Here is a 24,157-nt window from a genome sequence, read left to right as displayed (position 1 = left end):
GTTCTGAGAGAGGAACTGCTCAATACGACGTGCACGAGAAACAACAACACCACCCACAGTTTTATCAGAACACCTCGAAAGCAAAAAATTATTCTGGAAGCAGTTCTCTGGTGACCGCATCACCTAATAAACGTCCCTGAAGAGTCAGCCCCACAACACCGCGTTTAAGTTGCTCATCATCAATAAGTCCCTGATTTTGTAGCCACCGAAGCTTTCGGTCGAGAGTTTCAGTACCGTGTATATTCGCTAAGACCTCATAAGGGATACCATCGACAGTACGGAGCTCCAACATCACCTTTTCAAAAAACTGTGTCTTGTGATCAAGAATTTCACGAGCTGCTGCCGGTGAATCTCCTTGCCGAAGACGATGCGCATAGGTTACGGGATGTTTAACATTCCACCAGCGTGTACCAGCAATATGAGAATGCGCTCCAGGACCGATTCCCCACCAATCTTGGTTACGCCAATACGAATAGTTATGAGTACTCCGATACTGTGGAGCCTTAGCATAGTTTGACACTTCATACCAATGGTATCCCGCTTCTGTAAGCAGTTCTTCTGCTAACAGATACATATCTGCCATGAGATCTTCATCTGGCATATGATACTTTCCGCGACGAATCTGAGCAGCAAGTTTTGTGCCATCTTCAACAATGAGCGAATACGCAGAAATATGGTCAGGTTCGTAACTAATCGCAGCTTCTACAGAACGTCTCCACTGTTCAAGTGTCTCCCCCGGTGAACCATAAATTAAATCAACAGAAGTCTGTAACCCCTCCTGAGAAGCCCACGAAACAACTTTCGGTACGTTCTCTGGAGTATGGGTTCGTTCAAGTACTGAAAGAACTTCAGGGACAACTGACTGCATACCAATCGAAACGCGTGTGAATCCACCAGCTGCAAGCACGCTTAAATCTTTTTCTAATACAGAGTCAGGGTTAGCTTCAGTAGTGACCTCTGCATCTGGGGATAACCCAAAAAGTTCGATGGCATGATGTAGTATTCTGACGAGATCTGCTGAGGGTAATTTCGTGGGTGTTCCTCCCCCAAAAAATACCGTATTCATAGTTCGTTCAGGAACACCAGAACGTTTCAAGACCTGCTGAGCAAAGTCTAACTCTGCTATAGCGTCGTTTGCATACGTAGCTAAACCGACACCTTGCCCAAAATCTTCAGTAGCGTAGGTGTTAAAGTCACAATAGCCACATCGGATAGAGCAGAAAGGTACGTGAACGTACAGACTAAACTCTTGTTCTTGACTAGCTGCGGCAGAATCAGCGGGTATCATCCCATCGCTAGGAGCAGGAATACCTAAAGGCTGCGCCGGAGGGGTCACTTCTTAGACTTGTCCTTAGCTTCTTCAGTTGATGATAGAGCCGCAATGAAAGCCTCTTGAGGAACTTCTACTCGACCGACCATCTTCATACGTTTCTTACCCTCTTTTTGTTTCTCCAAAAGTTTACGTTTACGAGAAATATCGCCACCATAGCATTTGGAGAGAACATCCTTACGGATAGCACGAATATTCTCGCGAGCAATAATGCGAGAGCCAATAGCCGCTTGAATCGGTACCTCGAATTGTTGACGAGGGATGAGAGTACGTAGTTTTCCTGTCATCATCACACCATAAGAATATGCCTTATCACGGTGAGTGATAGCAGAGAAAGCATCTACTTTTTCGCCCTGTAAGAGAATGTCTACCTTAACCAAGTCAGCTTCTTCTTCACCATCAAATTTCCAGTCAAGGGAAGCATAACCACGGGTACGTGATTTGAGCTGGTCGAAGAAGTCAAAAACAATTTCTGCAAGAGGGATACGGTATCGTAGCTCAACACGATCTTGAGATAGATAATCCATTCCACCCATGATGCCACGTCGTGACTGGCAAAGTTCCATAATCGCGCCGATAAATTCACTGGGTGCAATGATAGTACAAGCAACCATCGGCTCTTTGATGAGGGCGACTTTTCCTTCAGGGAACTCACTAGGGTTCGTGACTCGTCGAGAAGTTCCTGACTCATCAACCACATCGTAGATAACGTTAGGTGCGGTAGAGATGAGATCTAAGTTAAATTCTCGTTCTAGACGTTCACGCACAATTTCAAGGTGCAGAAGACCTAAGAATCCGCAACGGAAACCAAAACCTAATGCAGCTGAGGTCTCTGGTTCATATACTAATGCTGCGTCATTGAGCTTCAGCTTGTCGAGAGCGTCTCGAAGGGCAGGATAGTCAGAGCCGTCGATAGGGAATAACCCTGAAAAGACCATCGGTTTAGGATCTTCATACCCTCCAAGAGATTCCTCTGCTGGATGATGAGAAGACGTAACGGTATCACCAACGCGAGACTGGCGTACATCTTTCACACCGGTAATAAGATACCCGACCTCTCCGACTCCAAGACCTTTCGACGGAATAGGTTCGGGAGAGATAACACCAATTTCTAATAAGTCGTGTTCCGCGCCGGTAGACATCATCTTGATTTTTTGACGAGGGCTTAGCTGTCCGTCCACAACACGAACATAGGTGACGACGCCGCGGTAAGAATCGTAAACCGAATCAAAAATCATGGCGCGTGCCGGTGCCTCAGCAGAGCCTTGAGGGGCAGGAATCAGCTCAACAATGCGGTCAAGGAGTTCTTCCACACCTTCACCGGTTTTACCAGAGACTCTTAAGACATCTTCTGGTTCAACACCAATAAGATTTGCCAGCTCCTCAGCATACTTGTCAGGCATTGCCGCCGGTAAATCAATTTTATTGAGGACTGGAATAATGGTTAGCTCATTTTCCATCGCTAAATATAGATTAGCGAGAGTCTGAGCTTCAATTCCTTGAGCCGCATCAACAAGTAGTAATGCGCCTTCGCATGCTGCTAAGGAACGAGAGACCTCATATGTAAAGTCAACGTGGCCGGGAGTGTCAATCATATTCAAAGCATAGGCTGTACCATCAACCTCCCACGGCATGCGCACAGCCTGCGATTTAATGGTGATTCCACGTTCGCGTTCAATGTCCATGCGGTCAAGGTACTGCGCTTTCATGTCGCGCGGTGTAACAACGCCGGTCGCTTGAAGCATGCGGTCAGCCAACGTAGATTTCCCGTGATCAATATGAGCGATAATACAGAAATTGCGGATAATTTCTGGTGACGTTGCCGCGGGAACGGGAGCGTTGGCAGCTAGAGGTGACACGTAGGGCATTCCTTTCAGCCGCAGAAACCTGCGAATAATGTGATCATCAAGTATCTAGTTTCCCATGTTTTCTGTTTTTCTGCTGTCTAAGACGTGGTAAACAGTGAAGATAATGGCGGTAATCTCGATAACAAGCAGACAATAATGCTCAAAACAGTTATGTTAAGGGAATGAAGTTTAATATTTCAACGGTGCGCCGTATTATCAGTCTTGCTCAAAGAGCATACCGAGAGTTCCAAAAAATTCAGCAAGGATCAGCGGACTCTGCACCCCGCAGAAGCTCCGATAGCGGTACAACCCGTCGTGAAGATTTTGCAGCTCGCTACCCTGGTGATTATCGTGGCCCTGTACATTTTGAATATTCTCCCCACCTTGACGGAGAGCCAGACCCCGGTGAAGTGGTGTGGACGTGGGTGCCTTATGAAGAAGACCATACTCAAGGAAAAGACCGTCCTGTTCTTCTTATTGGACGAGACGGACAATATTTACTGGCCTTGATGCTGACGAGTAAAGATCATACAAACTCAACTCACCGAGACCGAAATTATATGGATATTGGGGCAGGGTCTTGGGATAAAAGTGGCCGCCCATCTGAAGTGAAACTCGATCGAATCATTCGGGTAAGTCCTGCAGATATGCGTCGAGAGGGAGCCGTGATGGATAAAGCGACTTTTGACCGTGTTCATCAGGCACTAGCTCGCCGTGGTGCGTGAGAGGATTCTCAAACAACACGGCAATTGTGGGGAATAACTCTGCTGACTCTGCTGTAAGTTTCTGCTAGAGTTTTCTATGTGTGTCCGATGGTCATCGGGCACTGCTGATCGGTTGCCATAGGCATCCCCACGCCGCTCAGTCGATGATCGATCAGCGTAGCCCTCACCGACCAATTAGACAAAAAGAAAGTTTTAATCGTGGCTAATATCAAGTCCCAGAAAAAGCGCATCCTCACCAACGAGAAGGCTCGCCTTCGTAACAACGCTTACAAGTCCGAGCTTAAGACCGCTATCCGCAAGGTTAACGAAGCTGTTGAGGCGCAGAACGTAGAAGAAGCAACTGCTGCACTTCGTTTTGCAAGCCGCAAACTGGACAAGGCTGTTTCTAAGGGCGTTCTTCACAAGAAGACCGCTGCTAACAAGAAATCAGGTCTTGCTGTACGAGTAAATAAGCTTTCCTAATTTCACTTATCGTCCCTTGGGGCGGTAACTGTCTATTAGCGAAGTGATGGGTAGTCCCCGGTAAGTTAACTTACCGGGGACTACCCATATCTATGTCCCTTTGGAACCACTATGAACGACTCATCGTAAGAATCGCTTTTTCAAGAGCAAATAAGGGGTCTGTACCCTCCCCTTTAAGTTGAGCATCAACTTCTGCTAAAACACGAAAAATCTCCGCTAAATCTTGCTCCGAAAAACGCCGTGAATCGCGTTGAGCTTGTTCAACCTGCCACGGCGCCATTTTCAACTCTGAAGCTAGAACGGTAGTATTCCCGCGGCTCCCATAAACTTTAGCAATATGACGCATACGAGCAGCTAAAGCACCAACAAGAGGAATAGGGTCAACACCTGTTGCTAAAGCATGACGTAAAAGAGTCAATGCTAACCTACTATTACCAGAAACCACTGCATCAGAGACTTTAAACGCTGTGACCTCTGTTCTTCCCCCATAATATTGATGGACTAGTTCTTCTGTCACAACATCAGGCGCATCACTCATTAGCTGAGAACACGCAGAAGCTAACTCTGCGGTATCAGCACCAGTAGCAGCCACCAGTAGCTGAATAGCTTTAGCATCGATAGTTTTTCGATGATCTTTAAACTCCTGAGAGACAAACTCTAACTTCTCACGATCTGTCTTAAGCGGTTTACACTCAACGAAGGGAAAAGACTCTGAGGAACGGAAAAAATCAACCAACTTCTTCCCCCTGCTGTTCGAAGCATTATGAGACAACACCATAGCTATATGCTGCTCAGGACGTTGAAGATAATCCATCACATCATGAAGAAAATCCTCACTCATCGAAGAAAGCTGATCTACTTCAATAATCTTTGAGGTACTAAATAACGATGGGCTAGAGGCCGCAGCAAGTTCCCCTCTTCGATAATCCTTGGCAGAAATCTCTACACGATCAGCTTCTGGATAGCGTTCCATAAACTGTGCACGAATCCGTGTCTTTGCACGCGAAATAAAATATTCTTCACTACCCCATAACAACGTAACTGGCGCCAACTGAACTGAACGCCACGACAATGCAGAACTAGTAGAAGATGAACGAGACTTCCTCGCCATAAGATGTGCCTTTCAACGCGACCAAGAGATAAACCCTATTTTCTCATAGAAACCCTAAAGAACTTTTCTTTGGACAACATCACGCAAAATGAAATACCAGTTAGCACCATAACAACACCGGCCACAACTATCACGCTCAGACTACCAGAAGGAACCGCTATTGAACTGAACGGTAAACGTGTAATACCTCGTGCAATCAACACTAATATATGGGCAGGATACCAACCTACCTGTAGCAAAATATCAACCATCCAAAACCATTGACACCACGAACAACATAAGACACACAACCCCACAACACTTAGCGGAAGAACACAAACACTAGCAAGCATATTTGCAAGAACCGTATACGGAGTAATCGTCTGCGTCATAAGAACAAGCACTGGTGCACACCATAACGAAGCTGCTAAAGGAATCGCTAAAAGCTCCGACAACCATAACGGAAAATACGACGAAAAAATATCTACCAAAACTGGTGCAAATACTATGAGCGCACCTGAAGAGATGACAGAAAGAGAAAACCCTACGCTCATCGCCAACTCAGGAGAATACACTAATAGAACAATGACACTCAACGACAAGAGATGCAACGGGTATTTTATGCTACCCCGTAACACGGTATAAGCGCCGAGAGCACCCATCACCCACGCTCTCAGTACCGAATCCTCCCAACCAACAACACCAGCATAAAAGAACGTCACCATAGATGCACAGAAAATAGCATAAGAGCGGCTAACCCTAAAATACGTTAAAAATCGATAAAACAATACAAAAATAAAAGCAATATTTGCACCAGATACAGCGGTTAGATGTGTTAACCCCGAAACTCGAAACTCCTGCCGGTTCTGAGACGGAAGCTGGCTATCATCACCATACCCTAGCCCTAAAATCAATGCGCTCTCCGCAGCACCTACCGTACCTGAGGCATACTGTGCCACCTGTTCTTTAACCCTTTTAACAGGAGAAGACACAGGCTCCGATAACGGATACACCTTAGCTGAATTTAACCGAAACTGAAATATAGAGCTTTCTGGAACACCAATAACCTTCACAAAAGTCCCCTCCTCAAGGCGCTCTGAGGAGAAAAACATCAGGGGAAGATTCAACACCTGAGGCTGCTTTAAAGAAGGGGCAAAAACCTTTTCAGCATGAAAATACACAGCATAACGATGAGAAGATATCTGCGAAGAACGTTGGACACTCCCCCAAAAACGTGTAGAACCACCCTCAACTTGCTCAAGAACATGAACAGAACTTGTAATATCCCTGGCAGACAAATTCAATCCCTGACAGCAAACCGCTAAAAACACACTACACAGCGTCAAACATACTGGGAAAAGTACCCTCAAATATGGTGATACAAGAAATAGCCCGCATACAACACAACATGCCACGCCCCCGCATACAACAAGAACATCACCTGATAACCCAAAACCTGCATAGCTGATTAACGTATAAACCCAGATACACAGTGCAACCAAAACTAAACGAACATCATGATATGAAGAAACAATACGTTCAGTCGACGCCATCATTAAACTCGCACTAAAGGCCGAAGACGTTCAAGAAGTGCTGGACCAATACCCGAAACACTCTCGAGCTCATCAACATCACGAAAACCTCCATGAGCCTGACGAAACTCAATAATTTTTTGTGCCGTCGCGGGACCTACCCGAGGAAGAGTCTCTAACTCCTGAGCAGAAGCAGTATTAATATTAACCAATGAACCAACAACATCACCTGTTTGATGATTCTGCGGAGAAACCCCTTGAACAGCATCAACGGACTGTCCTTGAAAAAGAACACGTACCTGCTGACCATCCGTTATCTTTGACGCCAAGTTAATAGAATCTGGATTGGCATCATCTACCAGTCCTTGCGCTGCTGAAATAGCATCAGCAACACGACTTTGATCAGGAAGCTCATAAAGTCCCGGAGACTTCACCGCACCCACAACATGAACCCACACAGAAGGAGCAGACCCCGAAGAGTGAACACTAGCTAAAGGTTCCTCCACAGAAGAATACACCTCAGAAGAAGAAACTTCTTTTTCATCAATAGATGATTCGTGACGTGAAGAGGAAAAGAACGCCAGTACACTACATACCGCTAAAATGATGCATAAAAGAATGGCAACGGCCCATGGTATCTTCCAGCGTATCACCCGATGCCTATACCGCTCTTGACTATCAACCTCAGGCTCACCTATATCCTCATATAAGCTCGCAGATCGTTCCCTACCATCAATATGACGAGCACGATAAAGACGATACGCAGGGGCATCATCTGACGAACACCGATCCGTATCAGAAGATAAATATTGAGAGGACACATCAGAAAAACTTTTCATAGACCTGAGTCTAAAAAAGCGCACAAAAAAACATCAATCTCACGAAAAAATGTGGATAAATCTCTACTCTAATCTACTCGTGCACAGGGTATGGTGCACCCTGAGAATCACTAATACACCACAACCGCCAACGCCCCAAGCCCTGCATGAGCAGCAAGAACCGTCGGCAGCGGAGTAAAAAAATCAGGATGAATACGATAAGAAGAAGCCCAACGTCGGGCCTCCAATTCCTGCGCACAATAATGAACAGCAACAATACGACCACGAGGAGAAGGTGTTGCTACTTGCTCCAGCTGATACTGTTCAGCCCCTTTACAGACAGAACGCTCAGACACCACCTCTGCTAGCAGGGACTGCGCTCGCTCCAACGAACGAGGACGATGAAGATACATCAGCTTCCCCTCACGAATAGTTCCCACTGGACGAATCTGCAACATTTGTCCTACTCGTGCAAGCGCTGGATGAACTCTTCCACCGCGGCGTAACGCGTCAAGAGTTGGCACGTAGAAAAAGATATCCGTATTTTCAAGCATTTCCACCGCTACTTGAGATAACTCAGCAGCATCGAAACCTTGCGAAATCATCGTGTGGAGAGATAAGACAACATGTCCTAGAGCCATACCCACAGTCTGAGAATCAACGACATACACAGGGATTGGACTATGTGTAGCAGCTGTACAAGCAAAAGAATAAGCGCTCGAAAGATGTCGAGACAGATGTAGGGAAAGAATAGCCTCGTAACCTTGAGCTGCGAAACTCTCATAGACACTCCGGAAACGTTCTGGAGAAGGAGCTGAGGTATGTACTTTTTGCCCTAAAACATGAGCAAGAACTACGGCTTCTTGTTCTTCTAAAGAAGGTTCAGCTGACTTTACAAACTTCTCAGAAACTAACTGATCATCGATAAAGACGTCTAAGGGAATCATCGCAAAACCGCCAGAATCTACGAGATGACGAAGAGTACTTTTATCTAAAGCAGCTGAGGAATCCGTCACAACAGCAATACGGCGCACCATTCTTCTCCTATCTCCCTAGAACTTAAAAACATATGTGGGTGTGAAAGTCATACTTCCACACCCACATACATAACTCTACTAGGCGGTTACGATGTTGACGAGTTTAGGTGCTCGAACAATCACTTTAACAACCTGAGAATCGCCGATAAGACGTTGAATCGTCTCTGAGTTCAAGGCTTTTTGCTTTAGCTCTTCTTCACTAATTTGTGGAGAAACCTCAAAACGGTCTTTGACCTTACCTTTAATCTGTACGATAGCAGTCACCATTTCATCAGCAAATAATGACTCATCGACCTGTGGCCAACCGGCAGTCAGTACAGGAGCGTCATGACCTAGAATATGCCACATATCTTCTGCGGTATATGGTGCATACAAAGAAAGCAAAATAGCAATAACTTCAGCTGCTTCGCGAACTGCAGGATCAGCCGGTCCCGTACCAGAGTCAATGACCTTACGTGTCGCATTCACCAATTCCATGGTTTTTGCGACCATGACGTTAAATTTACCGCTTTCGATATTTTCGGTAGCATCACGAACCGTGCGGTGTACAAAGTACCGCAGATTCTTATCTCCATTCTGATAATCGACGTCAGGTTCTGAAGTAACGTCTGCGGCAATACGCCATGCACGAGCCAAGAACTTCTGTGCACCACCGGGAGATACATCAGACCAGTCAATATCATCTTCTGGTGGAGAGGCAAAAACCATAGTTGTGCGAATAGCGTCAACACCGAAAGTATCGAGCTGTTCACCGAGGTTCACACCATTACCCAAAGACTTAGACATAGCTTTACCACGGTTGAGGACCTGTCCTTGATTCATCAAAGAGGCAAAAGGCTCATCAAAATCAATCATGCCCAGATCGCGAATGACCTTGGTGAAGAAACGAGCATATAGTAGATGCAAAATTGCGTGCTCCACACCGCCGATATACATATCAACTGAGCCCCACTGCTGGACAGCTTCTTTGTTGAACGGTGCTTGGTCTTCATCTGGTGAGAGGTAACGGAGGAAATACCACGAAGAATCCACGAAGGTATCCATCGTGTCAGAGTCACGTTTAGCGCTCTTGCCACATTGTGGGCAGTCTACAGTATTCCATTGTTCGGCTGCTGCTAGAGGAGATTGACCTTTAGGGGCGAGTTCATCACCCTTGAGGTCTTCTGGTAGACGAACAGGAAGCTGATCCTCAGGGACAAGAACTTCTCCACAATCATCGCAATGAATAATAGGAATAGGAGTGCCCCAGAAACGTTGACGAGATAGCAACCAGTCACGTAGACGGTAAATAACTTTACCTTCACCTGTTCCAGCAGCCTCAATCATCTCGATAGCTTTCTTGATGGCTTCGGTTTTATCAAGTCCCGTGAGTTCACCAGAATTGATAAGTTTCCCGTTGCCGGTGGTAGCAACACCTGAAATAGCTGGGTCTTCTTCCCCAGTATCTACCACCGTTACGATAGGAAGATCAAAGGCCTTCGCGAATTCGAGGTCACGCTGATCGTGAGCTGGAACAGCCATAATTGCGCCGGTTCCATAATCTGCAAGAACATAATCGGAAGCCCAAATAGGAAGTTTCTCTCCGGTTAGCGGGTTAAACGCGTATCGTCCGGTAAAGATACCACTTTTCTCGTTCTCTGTAGACTGACGATCAATGTCAGAAAAAGCTTTAATCTTTTCACGGTATTCTTCGAGGGCTTCTTTCTGGTCTTCTGCAATGATTTCTAGAGCAAGCTCTGAATCTGCAGCAACGACGAAGAAGGTCGCACCGTATAGAGTATCTGGACGAGTGCTGAAAACAGTAATGGAGGTTTTATCTTTTCCTCCGCCTGCTTCAACATCAAAACGAATCTCTGCACCTTCAGAGCGCCCAATCCAGTTTTTTTGCATTGCCAAAACACGATCTGGCCAATGACCTCTGATTTGTTCCATATCGTCCAGAAGCTCTTGAGCATAATCAGTAATCTTGAAATACCACTGATTTAGAGACTTCTTGGTGACTTCAGATTTACAACGTTCGCATGCGCCATCAACGACCTGTTCATTTGCGAGAACAGTCTGGTCTTTGGGGCACCAATTCACCTGTGAGAACTTACGATAGGCAAGTCCTTTACGATAAAACTGTTGGAACAGCCATTGAGTCCAACGGTAGTATTCGGGGTCTGAGGTGTGGATGCGTCGGCTCCAGTCCACCATAATACCGTAGCGTTTAAAAGACTCAGCCTGAGTCTCAATGTTCTTATATGTCCATTCACGTGGGTGGGTATTGTTCTTGATAGCAGCATTTTCTGCTGGCAGACCAAAAGAGTCCCAACCAATAGGGTGAAATACTTCAAACCCCTTCTGTTTCCAATAACGAGAAGTGACATCGCCAACAGCAAAAGCTTCTGCGTGACCCATATGAAGGTCACCAGAAGGATAGGGGAACATATCGAGGACATACCGTTTTTCTCGGTTTTCATCACCCGTTAGGTTAAAAATCTTAGTTTCTTCCCAATAGGGTTGCCATTTTTGCTCAATAGCGCGGAAGTCATACGACTTTTCCGTGTTTTTAGTAGCTTTCACCTCAGCTGACACAGCGATTTCCTTTGGTTGTTGAACGTCGGTACGATGAGCTTCAATGTGCTGTGTGTTATGCACATGCGACAAAACTTTAAATGCTCTTAGACTTATTTGTCTTTAGTCTATCGTGAAAACACCTTATAGATGACCAGCCCATCAGTTAATGTTGCCATAGTCTTAAAGGTACAAGAATTTTAAGAGCATACTAACCAGAAAGCGACATCGTACTCATGGGTGTAACCGAACAGAATATTTTTGAAGTTCCTCCCACCTCCTACCCCCATGGGACAGCCCAACACCTCACCATCAATGGACTATCTACCTGGTACTGGGAATACGGAAACCCCGAAGGGGAACCTCTACTGTTAATCCACGGTTTTAGAGGCGACCACCACGGACTAGAACTTATCGGCTCATATCTGTCTGAATACCGCATTATTATCCCTGACCTACCAGGATTCGGCAGAACAGAACCCTTCCCTTCTGACCAACACAACATAGACGCTTACGGACAATGGCTACATGCTCTAATACTTACACTCAGCAATGAACATCGCTCTATCTACCTTGTCGGGCATAGTTTCGGTTCCATTATTTGTAGCTATACAGCATCCACCTACCCACAACACATCAAAAAGCTATCGCTCATTAACCCCATCAGCCAATATCCGCTCAAAAGCTCTGCTCAATTGCTCACCCTCGCGGTTCAGGGATATTACTGGCTAGGTGCGCACCTTCCTCCAATCTTTGGCTTGCCTTTATTACGTTCAAAAAGTATCACACGCGTCATGAGCGAAATCATGATGAAAACAAAGAATCCACTCCTACGATCTTTTATCAATACTCAACATCGTCTCTATTTTGGTTCTTTTGCATCCGCCCAAAGTGTCTATGAAGCCTACCAAATCTCAACACAGCACACTGCCGCAGAATATATTGCTCAGGTACCCATTCCCGTACACATGGTAGTTGCAGAAAAAGATGACCTAGGTACACTCGAAACACAACAAGAGATGTACCAGAAAATACGTCGAGGGAAAATGGACATTATCCCCGAAGTTGGTCACCTGATTCATTACGAGACACCCCGATACGCTGCACAACTCATTCGGAGTTTTATCATGGAAGAGAGCGCATGAGACTCATTATTGACGCCCGCTATACCCGATACGGCTTTCACGATGGTATTAGTCGCTACACTGCATCGTTACTGGAAGCGCTCAAAAAACTTCACGATGAACAGCACCCCCTCTGCGCTGACCTTGAGATTATCATGGCTATTAGTGACATCAGGCAGCTTAAAATGCTCCCTGATATGGACTATATCCTCGTCTCATCTCCCACCAATATTCGTGAGCCATTTATCGCAAGAACACTTAATAAATATCATCCAGACGTTGTTTTCTCACCCATGCAAACTATTGGAAGTTGGGGCAAAAAATTTCATCTAATCCTCACCTTGCACGACCTCATCTACTACGAACACCCAACTCCCCCAAGCTTTTTACCGCGTCCTATCCAATGGGGATGGAGACTTTTCCACCGCTCTTACACACCACAACGTTTGCTCCTCAACCGTGCCGACGCTGTGGCAACCGTTTCTCAGACAAGTGCCCAGCTGATTCGACAACACCACCTCACCAAAAAACCCTTACACATTATTCCTAATGCTGCTGCTACCGGCAGTATTGTCAGCGAAGAACAAGCCCAAGACCGTATCGCGCACCGTCAAAAAACTCTCCTCTATATGGGCTCTTTTATGGAATATAAAAATGTTGAAACTCTCATGATAGCCATGAAAGACTTACCAGAGTACCGGCTATTGTTGCTTTCTCGTATCAGCGAACAACGTCAGCAAGAACTACACCAATACGTGACCGATAACATCGAGTTTTGCCATGGAGTCAGTGACGAAGAATATCAACAACTCTTAGCTACAAGCACCGCATTGCTCACAGCCTCTCGAGCAGAAGGATACGGACTACCTGTTGTTGAAGCTCAAGCACAAGGATGCCCCGTCGTCATCAGCGATATCGATATATTCCACGAAATTGCCCCTCACGGGTTACACTGCAACCCAGAAGACCCCCAAGCATTTGTACAAGCTATTAGAACTTTAGAAAATACCGCACACTATCAGCAGGTGGTTCGCGAAGGACTACGCGATGCACAACGATTTTCATGGAAAGAATCAGCGCTACAACTTCTTAACGTCGCCACCAATATGACACGAGCTAATACCTAGAAAATATCAAGACCATCGCAACGAATCTGTACCGGCTCAGCTTGACGTATGGACTGCGAAGCACGCGTCGTTCGTAGATGATGAGTAACTTCTGGAGCAATACCAAAACTAAAGAAAAGAATGGTTCGATACTGGTTGGACTCTTCATCTTCCTCAGACCAGTAAAGACTATGGTCGCAGACTTCCAAAGGCCCACGAACAATTACTTCATCCGGTAAAGATAGTGAAGAAACAAAAGACTCTACCGCTCGTTGAGTACCTGTAATAGCTGCTGTACGGACAGCAGGCGGTAAAGAAAGCTCTTGACGCTCTGAAAGTTCTCGAAGCGCAAAAGCCGGTGAATCCCAACGAACTAAAGATTCTAAAGCCCACGACTGAGAAGCCGTACAAATCACGGTGCCCCCCTCCGCAGCAGACCGAACTAACGCAGACGCGTTGAACCAAGAACGCAAAGCAACTTCTGGAGCACGCAAAGAATCTCGGTGTAACATCGAATCTGCATCAAGCAATAAAGCGGCACTATAACCACCTTCTGCCACAGGCTCTGCACCAGATGTTGCAATCACAAGTGCAGCAGAAGAACCTACCGAACTGCGGACATGATCTCCGCCTGAAGAAATAATCGGAACGCCGGGGAAAGCCCTTCCTAGTTCTTCTGCCGTACGTAAAACCCCTTTAGCGCTGCTTCGCCACGACTGAGAGCCACATTCAGGGCAACACCATTGCTGGATAAGGCGCCCACACCAAGTACAATTTGGTATAGATTCAGAAGACGTTACTGAAACACTGCCACGGCATTCTGGGCACCGAACTGGCATTCTACAACGCTGACATGATAACGACGGAATATATCCAGAACGCGCAACTTGAACTAATACGGGGCCTCTTTTCAATGCTGCACGAGCAGTTTCAAAAGCAAGATGAGGAATACGAGCCTTAGCCGCTAAAGGATCACGTGCTAGCTGATAGTCATCTCCTACCGGTACAACCCGCGGAGCATGAGCACGCACTATCTCACGATGGGCACCCAAGAAACTAGCCCATCGTGTGCGAACTAATCGAGCAGACTCACTACTGAGACAATAACTAGCAAAAAGAGCTGCACACTGTTCTTGAATTGCTCTCAACGTCAAAACATCACGCACATGACAATATGGGGCACGTTGTTCTATATGGTTAGCATCGCCATCGTCCCAACACACAACTAGTCCGAGCCGATGAACGGGAGCATAAGCTGCCGAACGTGTGCCAATGACTAAAGAAACTTCACCAGAACGTACTTTAAGAAAAGAGCGATACCGCTCTGAGGGTTTATCGTGCGCCGTAAGACGGACAAAGCTCTCTTCATCTATATACTCTAAAAGTGCGTGGGTTAAACGTTCTAAAGATTTTTTATCAGGGACAACAGCTAAAGCGCCTTGCCCCGATGCAATAGTATTAACTAGAGCAACAGCAAGAATGTCTTCCCAAGCTGCTGAGGCGGTGGGCAACGTATTCATCACTGCCCGTGTAGGTACAGCAGAACTGGTATCATCGAGGAATTCTAGTCCCCCGTCATAAGGCTCAAAAAGAGCAGTGTTGAGTTCTTTTTTAAGATGGATAGAAGGTGCTTGAGAACGAAAGAACTCTGGAGATTGTGCAAGAAATTTCTCTTCCACACCAACTACTCGTGTTGGAATTGCTAAACGTAAAACATGCGGAAGAATATTTGCATAACGATCAGCAAGAGTTTCTGCCAGTTGAAAAATCTCTGGCGATACTAAAGAAACAGGCGAAATAATCTGATCGATATATCGCATGCTGCCGTCATATTCACTGCTATCTTGACGAGATTTAATGTATCCCATCATGTTCTGCCCGTTGAACTGAACTTTGACTTTTACTCCCGGTTGAGCGCTATCAGCTAAAGATTCAGGAACTAAATAGTCAAATGCGCGGTCAAGATGCGGGACGTCTGTTTCTAGTATCACCCGCGCAACAGGGAACTGCTGAGCAAGAGGATGTTCTTGCCTCAGCATATTGGTGATATTGAGGGTCCCCGCAAACAAATCTGTTTGCAAGGACCCTGCAGAAGAAACGTTCGTCATAGAACCTAGTATATTTAGAGATTTGCTGCGGCGCGTAGTTCTTCTACGCGGTTTGTTCTCTCCCACGTAAAAGTTTCTTCTTCACGGCCGAAATGCCCGTGAGCTGCCGTCTTCGCATAAATTGGGCGGCGAAGCTCCAAATCACGAATAATAGCTAAAGGACGTAAATCAAAGACTTCGCGAATAGCCTGTTCAATGATGACGGGATTCACTTTTTCAGTTCCAAAAGTCTCAACATACAGTCCGACAGGAGAAGCTTTACCAATTGCATAAGCAACCTGAACCTCTGCACGATCAGCAAGTCCGGCAGCAACAACATTCTTTGCTACCCAACGCATAGCGTATGCGGCAGAACGATCAACTTTTGACGGATCCTTACCGGAGAACGCCCCTCCACCATGTCGGGCAAATCCCCCATAGGTGTCAACAATAATTTTTCGTCCGGTAAGTCCCGCGTCACCTACTGGGCCGCCCTGAACGAACTGTCCAGCAGGGTTGATAATAATTTTGGCCTGAGAACTGTCAAAATCAAGATCTTGCAGTACCGGCGAAATGACGTGTTGACGGATATCAGCTTCAAGCTCAGCTAAATCATAGTCTTTAGTGTGCTGTGTAGACACAACAACAGTATCTACTGAAACGGGAGTATTTCCGTCATATCCGAGAGTAACTTGAGTTTTTCCATCAGGGCGTAAACGTTCAAGAGTTCCATTTTTACGTACAGCCGTAAGCTGTTCAGACAATCGATGTGCAACCCAAATTGGCGCGGGCATGAGGACTTCAGTTTCGTTTGATGCGTACCCAAACATGATGCCTTGGTCTCCAGCACCTTGACGGTCTAGTTCATCTTCAGAACCGGTACGGGTTTCTAGAGAATGATAAACACCAGCATTGATATCAGGAGACTGTTCACCAATAGATACCGACACGCCGCAGAACTCACCATCAAAACCGTGGGTGGAAGAGTTATATCCGATATCAAGGATGGTCTTACGTACGATAGAGGGAATATCGACGTACCCCGTGGTTGTGACCTCGCCGGCAACATGCACTTGGCCGGTGGTTACCATGGTTTCAACAGCCACGTTTGCATGAGGGTCTTCGGTGAGAAGAGCGTCAAGAATTGCGTCTGAAATCTGGTCACAAATTTTATCAGGGTGACCTTCAGTAACAGACTCGCTGGTAAATAAACGAAGATGAGAAGGATGAGAATTCACGTATTTACTCTACTTAGTTAGACGGGATAAAAGAAAAATATTAATTTTTGTGCACATGTTGCGCTATATGGAGTAATAAGGCTTGAGCAACGTCTTCTTTTGAGCCACTCACCTCAACGGCAGTAGCTAAATCTTGTGAGAGTAGCGTCACCGTATTGGTGTCGGTACCAAAGCCAAGTGTCTTTCCTACCTGATTGATTGCAAGATAGTCGCACCCTTTTCTTTGTAGCTTTTCACGACCGAGCTCTAGTACAGTCTTTTCTTGGCTACCCGTTTCGGCGGCAAAACCAACAATAATCTTCGGCGCTTGAGGATCAGAGTGCTCTTTTCGCTGAACCATCTCACGCAGAATATCAGGATTTCTGACAAGCTCTATCGTCGGGGCTTCGTCGTCATTCGCCGTTTTCTTAATTTTGTATTCTGCATAATGCGCTGGACGAAAATCAGCAACTGCAGCCGCCATGATGAGAGCATACGCTCCCTCACTATGGTGATGAACTGCTTGGCGTAGTTCTTCAGTTGTTGAAACGTCAACGCGCTCTACAGTAGAGGGAACGGGCACTTGTAGATGGGCACCAATAAGAGTAACCCGTGCACCGAGAGAATGAGCTACTCGTGCCAAAGCTACGCCTTGTTTACCAGAAGATCGATTACCTAAGAAACGTACCGGGTCTAAAGGCTCTCGAGTTCCACCTGCAGTAATCACAATGTGTTTTCCGGTAAAGGGTTGGTTGCCTGTACCGTCTGGAACATTGCGGTTGAGAACATTGAGGGCTTGTTCAAAAATATCTTCAGGTTCTGGCATTCTGCCAATACCTGAGTCTTTTCCCGTGAGCCGTCCAATTGCTGGTTCAATAACGTGGTAACCGTATTCTCGAAGTTTACGGACGTTGTGTGTGGTTGCAGGATGTTCCCACATCTGGGTATGCATTGCTGGAGCAAGAATAACTGGGGCGTGGGTGGTAAGTACTGTTGCGCTAAGAAGATCATCAGCGCGACCAGAAGCTAACCGTGAGAGAAGATCTGCTGTAGCAGGTGCAATCACAATACCGTCAGCATCTTCTGCTTGCTTGACATGGTTTACTTCAGGTACTCGCTCAAAAACAGAAGTTGCTACAGGGTTGCCGCTGAGAGCTTCAAAAGTTGCTTTACCTACAAAGTTTAGGGCAGTTTCTGTGGGCATAGCGATGACTTCATGCCCTGCTTTTGAAAAAAGACGAAGGAGGGACGTGGCTTTATACGCCGCGATGCCTCCTCCGATGCCGATAACTATACGCATAGTGCGCTCTTCTTGACAGAAGCCGAAAACCTTATTCGGAGTCTTCGGCGTCTACGTATTCTACGATAGGTGCTGATTCAGAGTATTCTTCGCTGTAGAACCCTCCGGTCAAGAAAGCTGAAGGAGCTTCCTCAGGGATGAGATCACCGTTTTCATCGAAGGTTCCCTCGTTAACGTGACGAGCTTCAATTAGGCCTTCGTTAATTTCGCGCATTGCAACAGAAAGTGACTTCTCGTTAGGTTCACTGTCGACGAGAGGACCTACGTGGTCGAAAAGGTTTTCGTGCATCTGAGAGTAGTATGCGTTAATCTGGCGGGCACGACGAGCGCCAAAAATCACCAGACCATACTTAGACTCTGCTTTTTCAAGTAGCTCATCTGCGCTAGGGTTGATGATTCCTTCTTCATTGTGTGCGTTAGCCACGAATACTCCCATAAGATTGACAACCAGCAAGCTTCGTAGAGAGAAACTTGCCTAAGACAAAAAATAAGTATATCTAAAAGCCCGATAAATTGCACTCTACGATAAAAAATATTATGAGGGGCGAGAATCTTCAGTGCAAAGATTCTCACCCCTCGTAGAAGTTTTATGCTGAGGTTTTTTCCAGACCCATAAGCTCAATAATCTCTTGAGCAGCTTGTGCAACGGTGTCGTTAACTACCGTATGATCAAACTCGGGTTCAGCAGCCAACTCAATTTTTGCGGTATCTAGACGTTGTTGTTGCTCTTCAGCAGACTCTGTACCGCGTCCAACTAAGCGTCGAACAAGTTCTTCCCAGCTTGGTGGAGCGAGGAAAATAAGCCGAGCTTCTGGCATGCTGTTACGCACTTGACGAGCACCTTGTAAATCAATCTCCAATAAGACGTGTTTTCCCGATTCAAGAGCACGAGTGACCATATTCTTCATGGTTCCATAACGATATTTATTATGAACCTGTGCCCACTCAAGCATTTGGCGGTTCTCTACCATCGAATCGAATTCTTCATCGGACACGAAATAGTAGTGTACGCCTTCTTCTTCACCAGGGCGCGGATCTCGTGTTGTAGCTGAAACTGAGAACCATACATCTGGATAATTCTCACGAATATACTGCGAAACAGTACCTTTACCTACGGCGGTAGGTCCTGCTAAAACAGTGAGTCGAGGTGTAGTGCTCTCAGTCATTGAAAACCGCCTTTAGCGTTCGAGGAAGTCGATTAATGCGCGTCGCTGGTGTACACCTAATCCGCGTAAACGGCGGGACGGCGCGATATTGAGTTCTTTAAGAATTGCGTTAGCGCGAATCTCACCAATGCTTGGAAGGGCCATTAGCAAATCTGTTACTTTTAGTCTACTCACAGCTTCTTCATTATCAGCACGTTTGAGAACTTCTGCGATAGTTGTTTCACGTTTTTTGAGAGATTCTTTGACCTCAGCGCGAATGGTGCGAGAAACTTTAGCTTTTTCGCGAGCTGCTGCGCGTTCTTCTTCGGTGAGTGGGCGGAGTGCCATGCTAATTCCCCTTAGCGTAAATGTGACGTGTTATATTTGCGAACCTGTCTTTTGGTGGGTTGTTCAGCACCCGATACGAAGGTATGCAAGGTGCTGAACAAACCACCTTTGACGTGTATTAATCTAACACTTTAGGGGACGTTACTGGATATTTCTACTAGATGATACTCAGATTAAGTCAGATTATTTAGACCAATCACTCCTAATAAACGACGAATTATTATATTCTGTCATTTAAATTATTTTTGAGATTTTCTTGCGAACTTTCAATCGCATCAATAAGCCCCTCAACAGACGGACCCCGAGACAAAACCCCACGGCTAGAATTCACCAAAACCTGCGATTGGCAACCAGAAAAAACCTCATACAATTGTTCAGCCGTAGCACCCTGAGCACCATACCCTGGAGCTAAAATCGGACCGTTAAAACCAGACAAATCAATCGATAGTACATCTAAAGCATCAGCCACTGTCGCACCAACAACGAGACCACAAGAGCCCATCCGTTGCCACGACTGCTCAGCATTTCTCTCCTGAGCAGAACGAATCACCTCAGCAGCAACAGAACGCTCTCCCCCACGATGCTGGACACTCTTACCCTCAGGATTAGACGTCAACGCCAGAACAAAAACCCCACGTCCTTGAGACTCAGAAAGTTCCAACGCCGGAGATAAACTTCCAAACCCAAGATATGGACTAAGAGTCAGCGCATCACTTGCAAGAGACGAAGAATCATCCAACCACGTATGAGCATAAGCACTCATCGTAGAACCAATATCTCCACGCTTTGCATCAGATATCACCAACAGCCCCAGGCTCTGAGCCTGTTTGATACAACGCTCTAAAGCCAAGAAACCAGCTGAACCATAGCTCTCAAAAAAAGCAACCTGTGGTTTGACGGCAGCAACTTTTCCAGCACATGTCTGAAGAACTAACTGCGAAAAACGCTCTACACCATCAGCGCTAACAGGCAACCCCCACTGCTGCAAAAGCTGAGGATGAGGATCAATACCCACACATAACGGCCCATACTGCTCCATCTTCTGAAACAGCACATCGCCAAAACCTACACACGAATTACGCATCAGCCAACTCCTCAGACTCACTGAGACGACGCATCTGCTCAGCCTTTAACGAAGCACTATGTTCTTGTAAAGTCATCACATCCCAGCTGTGCTCACGCATCGCTTGAATTGCTTGTACCGTTGCACCAAACTCCGATACCGTCGTCATCACAGGGCAACCAACAGAGGTTGCTGCGGCACGAATCTCATACCCATCACCGCGAGCATTCTCACCACCGGAAGGTGTATTAAGAATCAACGAAATTTCACCCTCAGTAATCATCTGAACAATGGATTTCTCATCTGCTGTAGTTTCAGCAATCTTTGGAACAACCACAGAATCAACACCATTACGACGTAACACCTGTGCCGTACCACCAGTAGAAATAATTTCAAAGCCAAGACTTTGCAACATACGAACATAAATAATCGCATGACGCTTATCCCTATTAGCAATAGAAACAAAAACCTTGCCTTCAACAGGTAACGCCCCGCCAGCAGCACTCTCTGCCTTCGCAAAAGCCGTATCAAAATGTCGATGTAAGCCCATCACCTCACCAGTAGAGCGCATCTCAGGGCTTAGCAACGAGTCCACGACCACGCCTTCAGGGGTACGGAAACGACTAAAAGGAAGCACTGCTTCTTTAACCGCAATAGCAGTATCTGAAGGCAAAGAAGCTCCATCCATGGTGACCGGCAAAACACCTTCAGACTGTAGCTGAGCAATACTCTTGCCCATACCAATTAACGCTGCTGCCTTAGCTAACTGAACGCCTGTAGCCTTTGACACAAAAGGAACAGTACGTGAAGCACGAGGATTAGCCTCAATCACATACAAAACATCAGATTGCACCGCAAACTGAATATTAATCAGTCCACGAACGTTGACACCACGAGCAATCTTAAGCGTTGCTTCCTTCACTTGAGCAATAGTGTCAGGGCTCAAAGTAATTGGAGGTAAAGTACATGCTGAATCGCCAGAGTGAATACCCGCTTCTTCAATGTGCTCCATCACGCCACCAAGATAAAGTTGCTCACCATCATAAAGAGCATCCACATCAATTTCGATAGCGTCCTCAAGGAACTTATCAATCAAGGCAGGTTGTGAAGGCGAAACCTCGGTGGCGTTCTCAAGATAACGAGCCAATTGCTTAGGCTCATACACAATCTCCATACCACGACCGCCCAAAACATAGGAAGGACGAACCAACACTGGATAACCAATCTCATCAGCAATACGACGAGCATTCTCAAACGTAAAAGCGGTACCATTCTTTGGTGAAATCAGTTCAGCTTCTTCAAGAACTCGCGAGAATTCACCACGGTCTTCTGCTAAATCAATAGATTCAGGTGAAGTGCCAAGAATCGGCACACCGGCTTCTTTCAACGCCTGAGCGAGTTTCAACGGAGTCTGCCCACCCAACTGAACGAACACCCCAAGAAGACCACCAGTACGGCGCTCTGCATCAATAATCTCTAAAACATTTTCAAGAGTGAGAGGCTCAAAATACAGACGGGTTGAAATGTCATAATCAGTTGACACTGTCTCCGGATTGCAGTTAACCATCACCGTCTCATATCCCGCTTCACGCAACACCAGTGAGGCGTGAACACACGAATAATCGAATTCGATACCCTGACCGATACGGTTAGGACCAGAACCCAAAATCATCACAGATGGTTTTTGGTGTGGTGCAATCTCATCTTCCATATCGTAAGAAGAATAATGATACGGAGTAAAAGCCTCAAACTCTGCAGCACAAGTATCAACCGTTTTGAAAACAGGACGAATACCTAAGGCATAACGGATACCTCGAACAACTTCCTCTGAGGAACCCACGATATGTGCAATCTGCGCATCAGAAAAACCATGTCTCTTCGCCAGACGTAGAGTCTGCTCATCAAGGTTTTTATGCTCACGAATATTCTCTGCTACTTCATTGAGCAACACCAACTGGTCTAAGAACCATGGGTCAATACCAGTAAGCTGGTAGAGCTCCTCAACCCCAAGACCAAGAGCTAACGCTTGTTGAACATAGTGGATACGCTCTGCCGTCGGACGGGCACAAAGCTGACGTAACTGATCGAGGTCTTCCTCGGTTGCAGAAGAAATATCAAAACTGAATTCTGCCCCCTTCTGCTCCAAAGAACGCATAGCTTTTTGCAGAGCCTCCGTAAAGTTACGGCCTAATGCCATCGCCTCACCGACCGATTTCATCGTTGTTGTTAGCGTGGGGTCAGCTGCGGGAAACTTCTCAAATGCAAAACGCGGAACTTTAACAACAACATAATCTAAGGTTGGCTCAAAAGATGCCGGAGTCTTCTGCGTAATATCATTAGGGATTTCATCTAAGGTGTATCCCAATGAAAGCTTTGTCGCAATCTTTGCGATAGGGAACCCTGTCGCTTTAGAAGCCAAAGCAGAAGAACGAGACACACGAGGGTTCATCTCAATGACGATAACGCGACCACTATGAGGATCCACCGCAAACTGGATATTACATCCACCCGTATCAACACCCACCTCGCGAATAACGTTAATAGAAATATCACGAAGCTTTTGGAACTCACGGTCAGTAAGGGTTAAGGCTGGTGCAACAGTAATGGAATCTCCCGTATGCACACCTACTGGGTCAAAGTTCTCGATAGAACAAATAACAACAACGTTATCGTTCTTATCACGCATCATCTCTAGCTCGTATTCTTTCCACCCAAGAATAGATTCTTCTAAAAGAACCTCACTCGTGGGGCTGTACTGAATACCAGCACCGGCAATACGGTATAAGTCTTCTTCGTTATAAGCCATACCAGAACCTAAACCGCCCATTGTAAAGGAAGGGCGCACCACCATCGGGTAACCTAGTTTTTCAGCTGCCGCCAAAGCTTCTGGCATGCTATGAACGATGACCGAGCGAGCAGACTCACCACCAGCACGTTCTACGACACCCTTGAACTTTTCTCGGTCTTCACCAAGATTAATAGCTTCAATATTCGCACCAATCAGCTCTACCTGATACTTTGCCAAAACACCTTGGCGGTCAAGGTCAATTGCGGCGTTGAGGGCTGTCTGCCCACCAAGAGTTGGCAAGATCGCGTCAGGACGCTCTTTTTCAATAATTTTTTCAATAACTTCTGCGCTGATTGGTTCAATATATGTTGCATCAGCAAACTCTGGGTCAGTCATAATCGTCGCAGGGTTTGAGTTCACAAGAATCACTCGGATTCCTTCTTCCTTGAGAACTCGAAGCGCCTGAGTGCCGGAATAATCGAACTCGGCTGCCTGCCCAATCACAATAGGGCCAGAACCGATAACGAGCACAGAGTTGAGGTCTTTTCTACGTGGCATTGTTTACAAAATCCTTTGTGAGTT

The 24,157-nt window shown here is 46.2% G+C and carries 19 protein-coding genes; 4 read left to right on the top strand and 15 right to left on the bottom strand.

Going from position 1 to position 24,157, the window contains the following annotated elements; all coding sequences use genetic code 11:
• Window positions 1–88 precede the first annotated feature (88 nt).
• Together hemW and lepA are read right to left on the bottom strand one after the other, a co-directional pair.
• Complete coding sequence (hemW, locus tag ACN081_RS06815) at window positions 89–1,288, bottom strand: radical SAM family heme chaperone HemW (RefSeq protein WP_419103780.1); 1,200 nt, start codon at window positions 1,286–1,288, stop codon at window positions 89–91.
• A 44-nt stretch (window positions 1,289–1,332) separates the two neighbouring features.
• Entirely contained in the window at window positions 1,333–3,189 is a 1,857-nt protein-coding gene (gene lepA, locus ACN081_RS06810; RefSeq protein WP_419103775.1) for a translation elongation factor 4, read from the bottom strand.
• Window positions 3,190–3,359: 170 nt separating this feature from the next.
• On the opposite strand from lepA, the gene ACN081_RS06805 reads away from it, so the two are divergent.
• Both ACN081_RS06805 and rpsT read left to right on the top strand, forming a co-directional pair.
• Window positions 3,360–3,902, top strand: coding sequence for a type II toxin-antitoxin system PemK/MazF family toxin (locus ACN081_RS06805; RefSeq protein ID WP_419107335.1), 543 nt, complete (start codon window positions 3,360–3,362; stop codon window positions 3,900–3,902).
• A gap of 198 nt (window positions 3,903–4,100) precedes the next feature.
• Complete coding sequence (gene rpsT / locus ACN081_RS06800) at window positions 4,101–4,364, top strand: 30S ribosomal protein S20 (RefSeq protein ID WP_419101688.1); 264 nt, start codon at window positions 4,101–4,103, stop codon at window positions 4,362–4,364.
• 109 nt (window positions 4,365–4,473) lie between these two features.
• Here the strand turns inward: rpsT and holA are convergent, their stop codons facing one another.
• The 5 genes from holA to leuS form a co-directional block, all read right to left on the bottom strand.
• Window positions 4,474–5,475 (bottom strand): DNA polymerase III subunit delta, encoded by a 1,002-nt coding sequence (gene holA, locus ACN081_RS06795; protein WP_419107334.1) that lies wholly within the window; start codon window positions 5,473–5,475, stop codon window positions 4,474–4,476.
• A gap of 35 nt (window positions 5,476–5,510) precedes the next feature.
• Complete coding sequence (locus ACN081_RS06790; protein WP_419107333.1) at window positions 5,511–6,752, bottom strand: ComEC/Rec2 family competence protein; 1,242 nt, start codon at window positions 6,750–6,752, stop codon at window positions 5,511–5,513.
• A 257-nt stretch (window positions 6,753–7,009) separates the two neighbouring features.
• Window positions 7,010–7,825: a helix-hairpin-helix domain-containing protein gene (locus tag ACN081_RS06785; protein WP_419107332.1), complete on the bottom strand. Its 816-nt coding sequence runs from the start codon at window positions 7,823–7,825 to the stop codon at window positions 7,010–7,012.
• A 110-nt stretch (window positions 7,826–7,935) separates the two neighbouring features.
• A complete protein-coding gene (locus ACN081_RS06780) occupies window positions 7,936–8,841 on the bottom strand; it encodes a DegV family protein (protein ID WP_419107331.1) in 906 nt (301 codons plus the stop codon).
• A gap of 78 nt (window positions 8,842–8,919) precedes the next feature.
• Entirely contained in the window at window positions 8,920–11,463 is a 2,544-nt protein-coding gene (gene leuS / locus ACN081_RS06775; RefSeq protein ID WP_419107339.1) for a leucine--tRNA ligase, read from the bottom strand.
• 170 nt (window positions 11,464–11,633) lie between these two features.
• On the opposite strand from leuS, the gene ACN081_RS06770 reads away from it, so the two are divergent.
• The gene (locus ACN081_RS06770) at window positions 11,634–12,542 is read left to right on the top strand and encodes an alpha/beta fold hydrolase (protein ID WP_419103769.1); all 909 of its coding nucleotides are present in this window, start codon (window positions 11,634–11,636) and stop codon (window positions 12,540–12,542) included.
• Window positions 12,539–13,648, top strand: a complete 1,110-nt coding sequence (locus ACN081_RS06765; protein ID WP_419107330.1) for a glycosyltransferase family 4 protein — start codon at window positions 12,539–12,541, stop codon at window positions 13,646–13,648. The genes ACN081_RS06770 and ACN081_RS06765 overlap by 4 nt, the downstream gene beginning before the upstream one ends.
• Here the strand turns inward: ACN081_RS06765 and ACN081_RS06760 are convergent.
• The 8 genes from ACN081_RS06760 to carB form a co-directional block, all read right to left on the bottom strand.
• On the bottom strand, window positions 13,645–15,735 hold the full coding sequence (locus tag ACN081_RS06760; RefSeq protein ID WP_419103767.1) for a primosomal protein N': 2,091 nt from the start codon (window positions 15,733–15,735) through the stop codon (window positions 13,645–13,647). The genes ACN081_RS06765 and ACN081_RS06760 overlap by 4 nt on opposite strands.
• Before the next feature lie 14 nt (window positions 15,736–15,749).
• Window positions 15,750–16,952, bottom strand: a complete 1,203-nt coding sequence (gene metK, locus ACN081_RS06755; RefSeq protein WP_419103766.1) for a methionine adenosyltransferase — start codon at window positions 16,950–16,952, stop codon at window positions 15,750–15,752.
• A gap of 40 nt (window positions 16,953–16,992) precedes the next feature.
• Entirely contained in the window at window positions 16,993–18,231 is a 1,239-nt protein-coding gene (gene coaBC / locus ACN081_RS06750; RefSeq protein ID WP_419107329.1) for a bifunctional phosphopantothenoylcysteine decarboxylase/phosphopantothenate--cysteine ligase CoaBC, read from the bottom strand.
• A gap of 31 nt (window positions 18,232–18,262) precedes the next feature.
• A complete protein-coding gene (gene rpoZ / locus ACN081_RS06745) occupies window positions 18,263–18,667 on the bottom strand; it encodes a DNA-directed RNA polymerase subunit omega (protein WP_419107328.1) in 405 nt (134 codons plus the stop codon).
• A gap of 151 nt (window positions 18,668–18,818) precedes the next feature.
• The gene (gene gmk, locus ACN081_RS06740; protein ID WP_419103763.1) at window positions 18,819–19,397 is read right to left on the bottom strand and encodes a guanylate kinase; all 579 of its coding nucleotides are present in this window, start codon (window positions 19,395–19,397) and stop codon (window positions 18,819–18,821) included.
• 12 nt (window positions 19,398–19,409) lie between these two features.
• A complete protein-coding gene (gene mihF, locus ACN081_RS06735) occupies window positions 19,410–19,724 on the bottom strand; it encodes an integration host factor, actinobacterial type (RefSeq protein ID WP_419103762.1) in 315 nt (104 codons plus the stop codon).
• A 220-nt stretch (window positions 19,725–19,944) separates the two neighbouring features.
• Complete coding sequence (gene pyrF / locus ACN081_RS06730; RefSeq protein ID WP_419107327.1) at window positions 19,945–20,808, bottom strand: orotidine-5'-phosphate decarboxylase; 864 nt, start codon at window positions 20,806–20,808, stop codon at window positions 19,945–19,947.
• A complete protein-coding gene (gene carB, locus ACN081_RS06725; RefSeq protein WP_419107326.1) occupies window positions 20,801–24,133 on the bottom strand; it encodes a carbamoyl-phosphate synthase large subunit in 3,333 nt (1,110 codons plus the stop codon). Before carB ends, pyrF begins: the two co-directional genes overlap by 8 nt.
• Window positions 24,134–24,157: the final 24 nt, after the last annotated feature.

It is taken from the genome of Rothia sp. P13129 (assembly GCF_048512865.1).
GTDB lineage: Bacteria > Actinomycetota > Actinomycetes > Actinomycetales > Micrococcaceae > Rothia.
The sequence above is the reverse complement of the archived record's forward strand: the minus strand, read 5'-3'. Positions and strand labels throughout refer to the sequence as shown.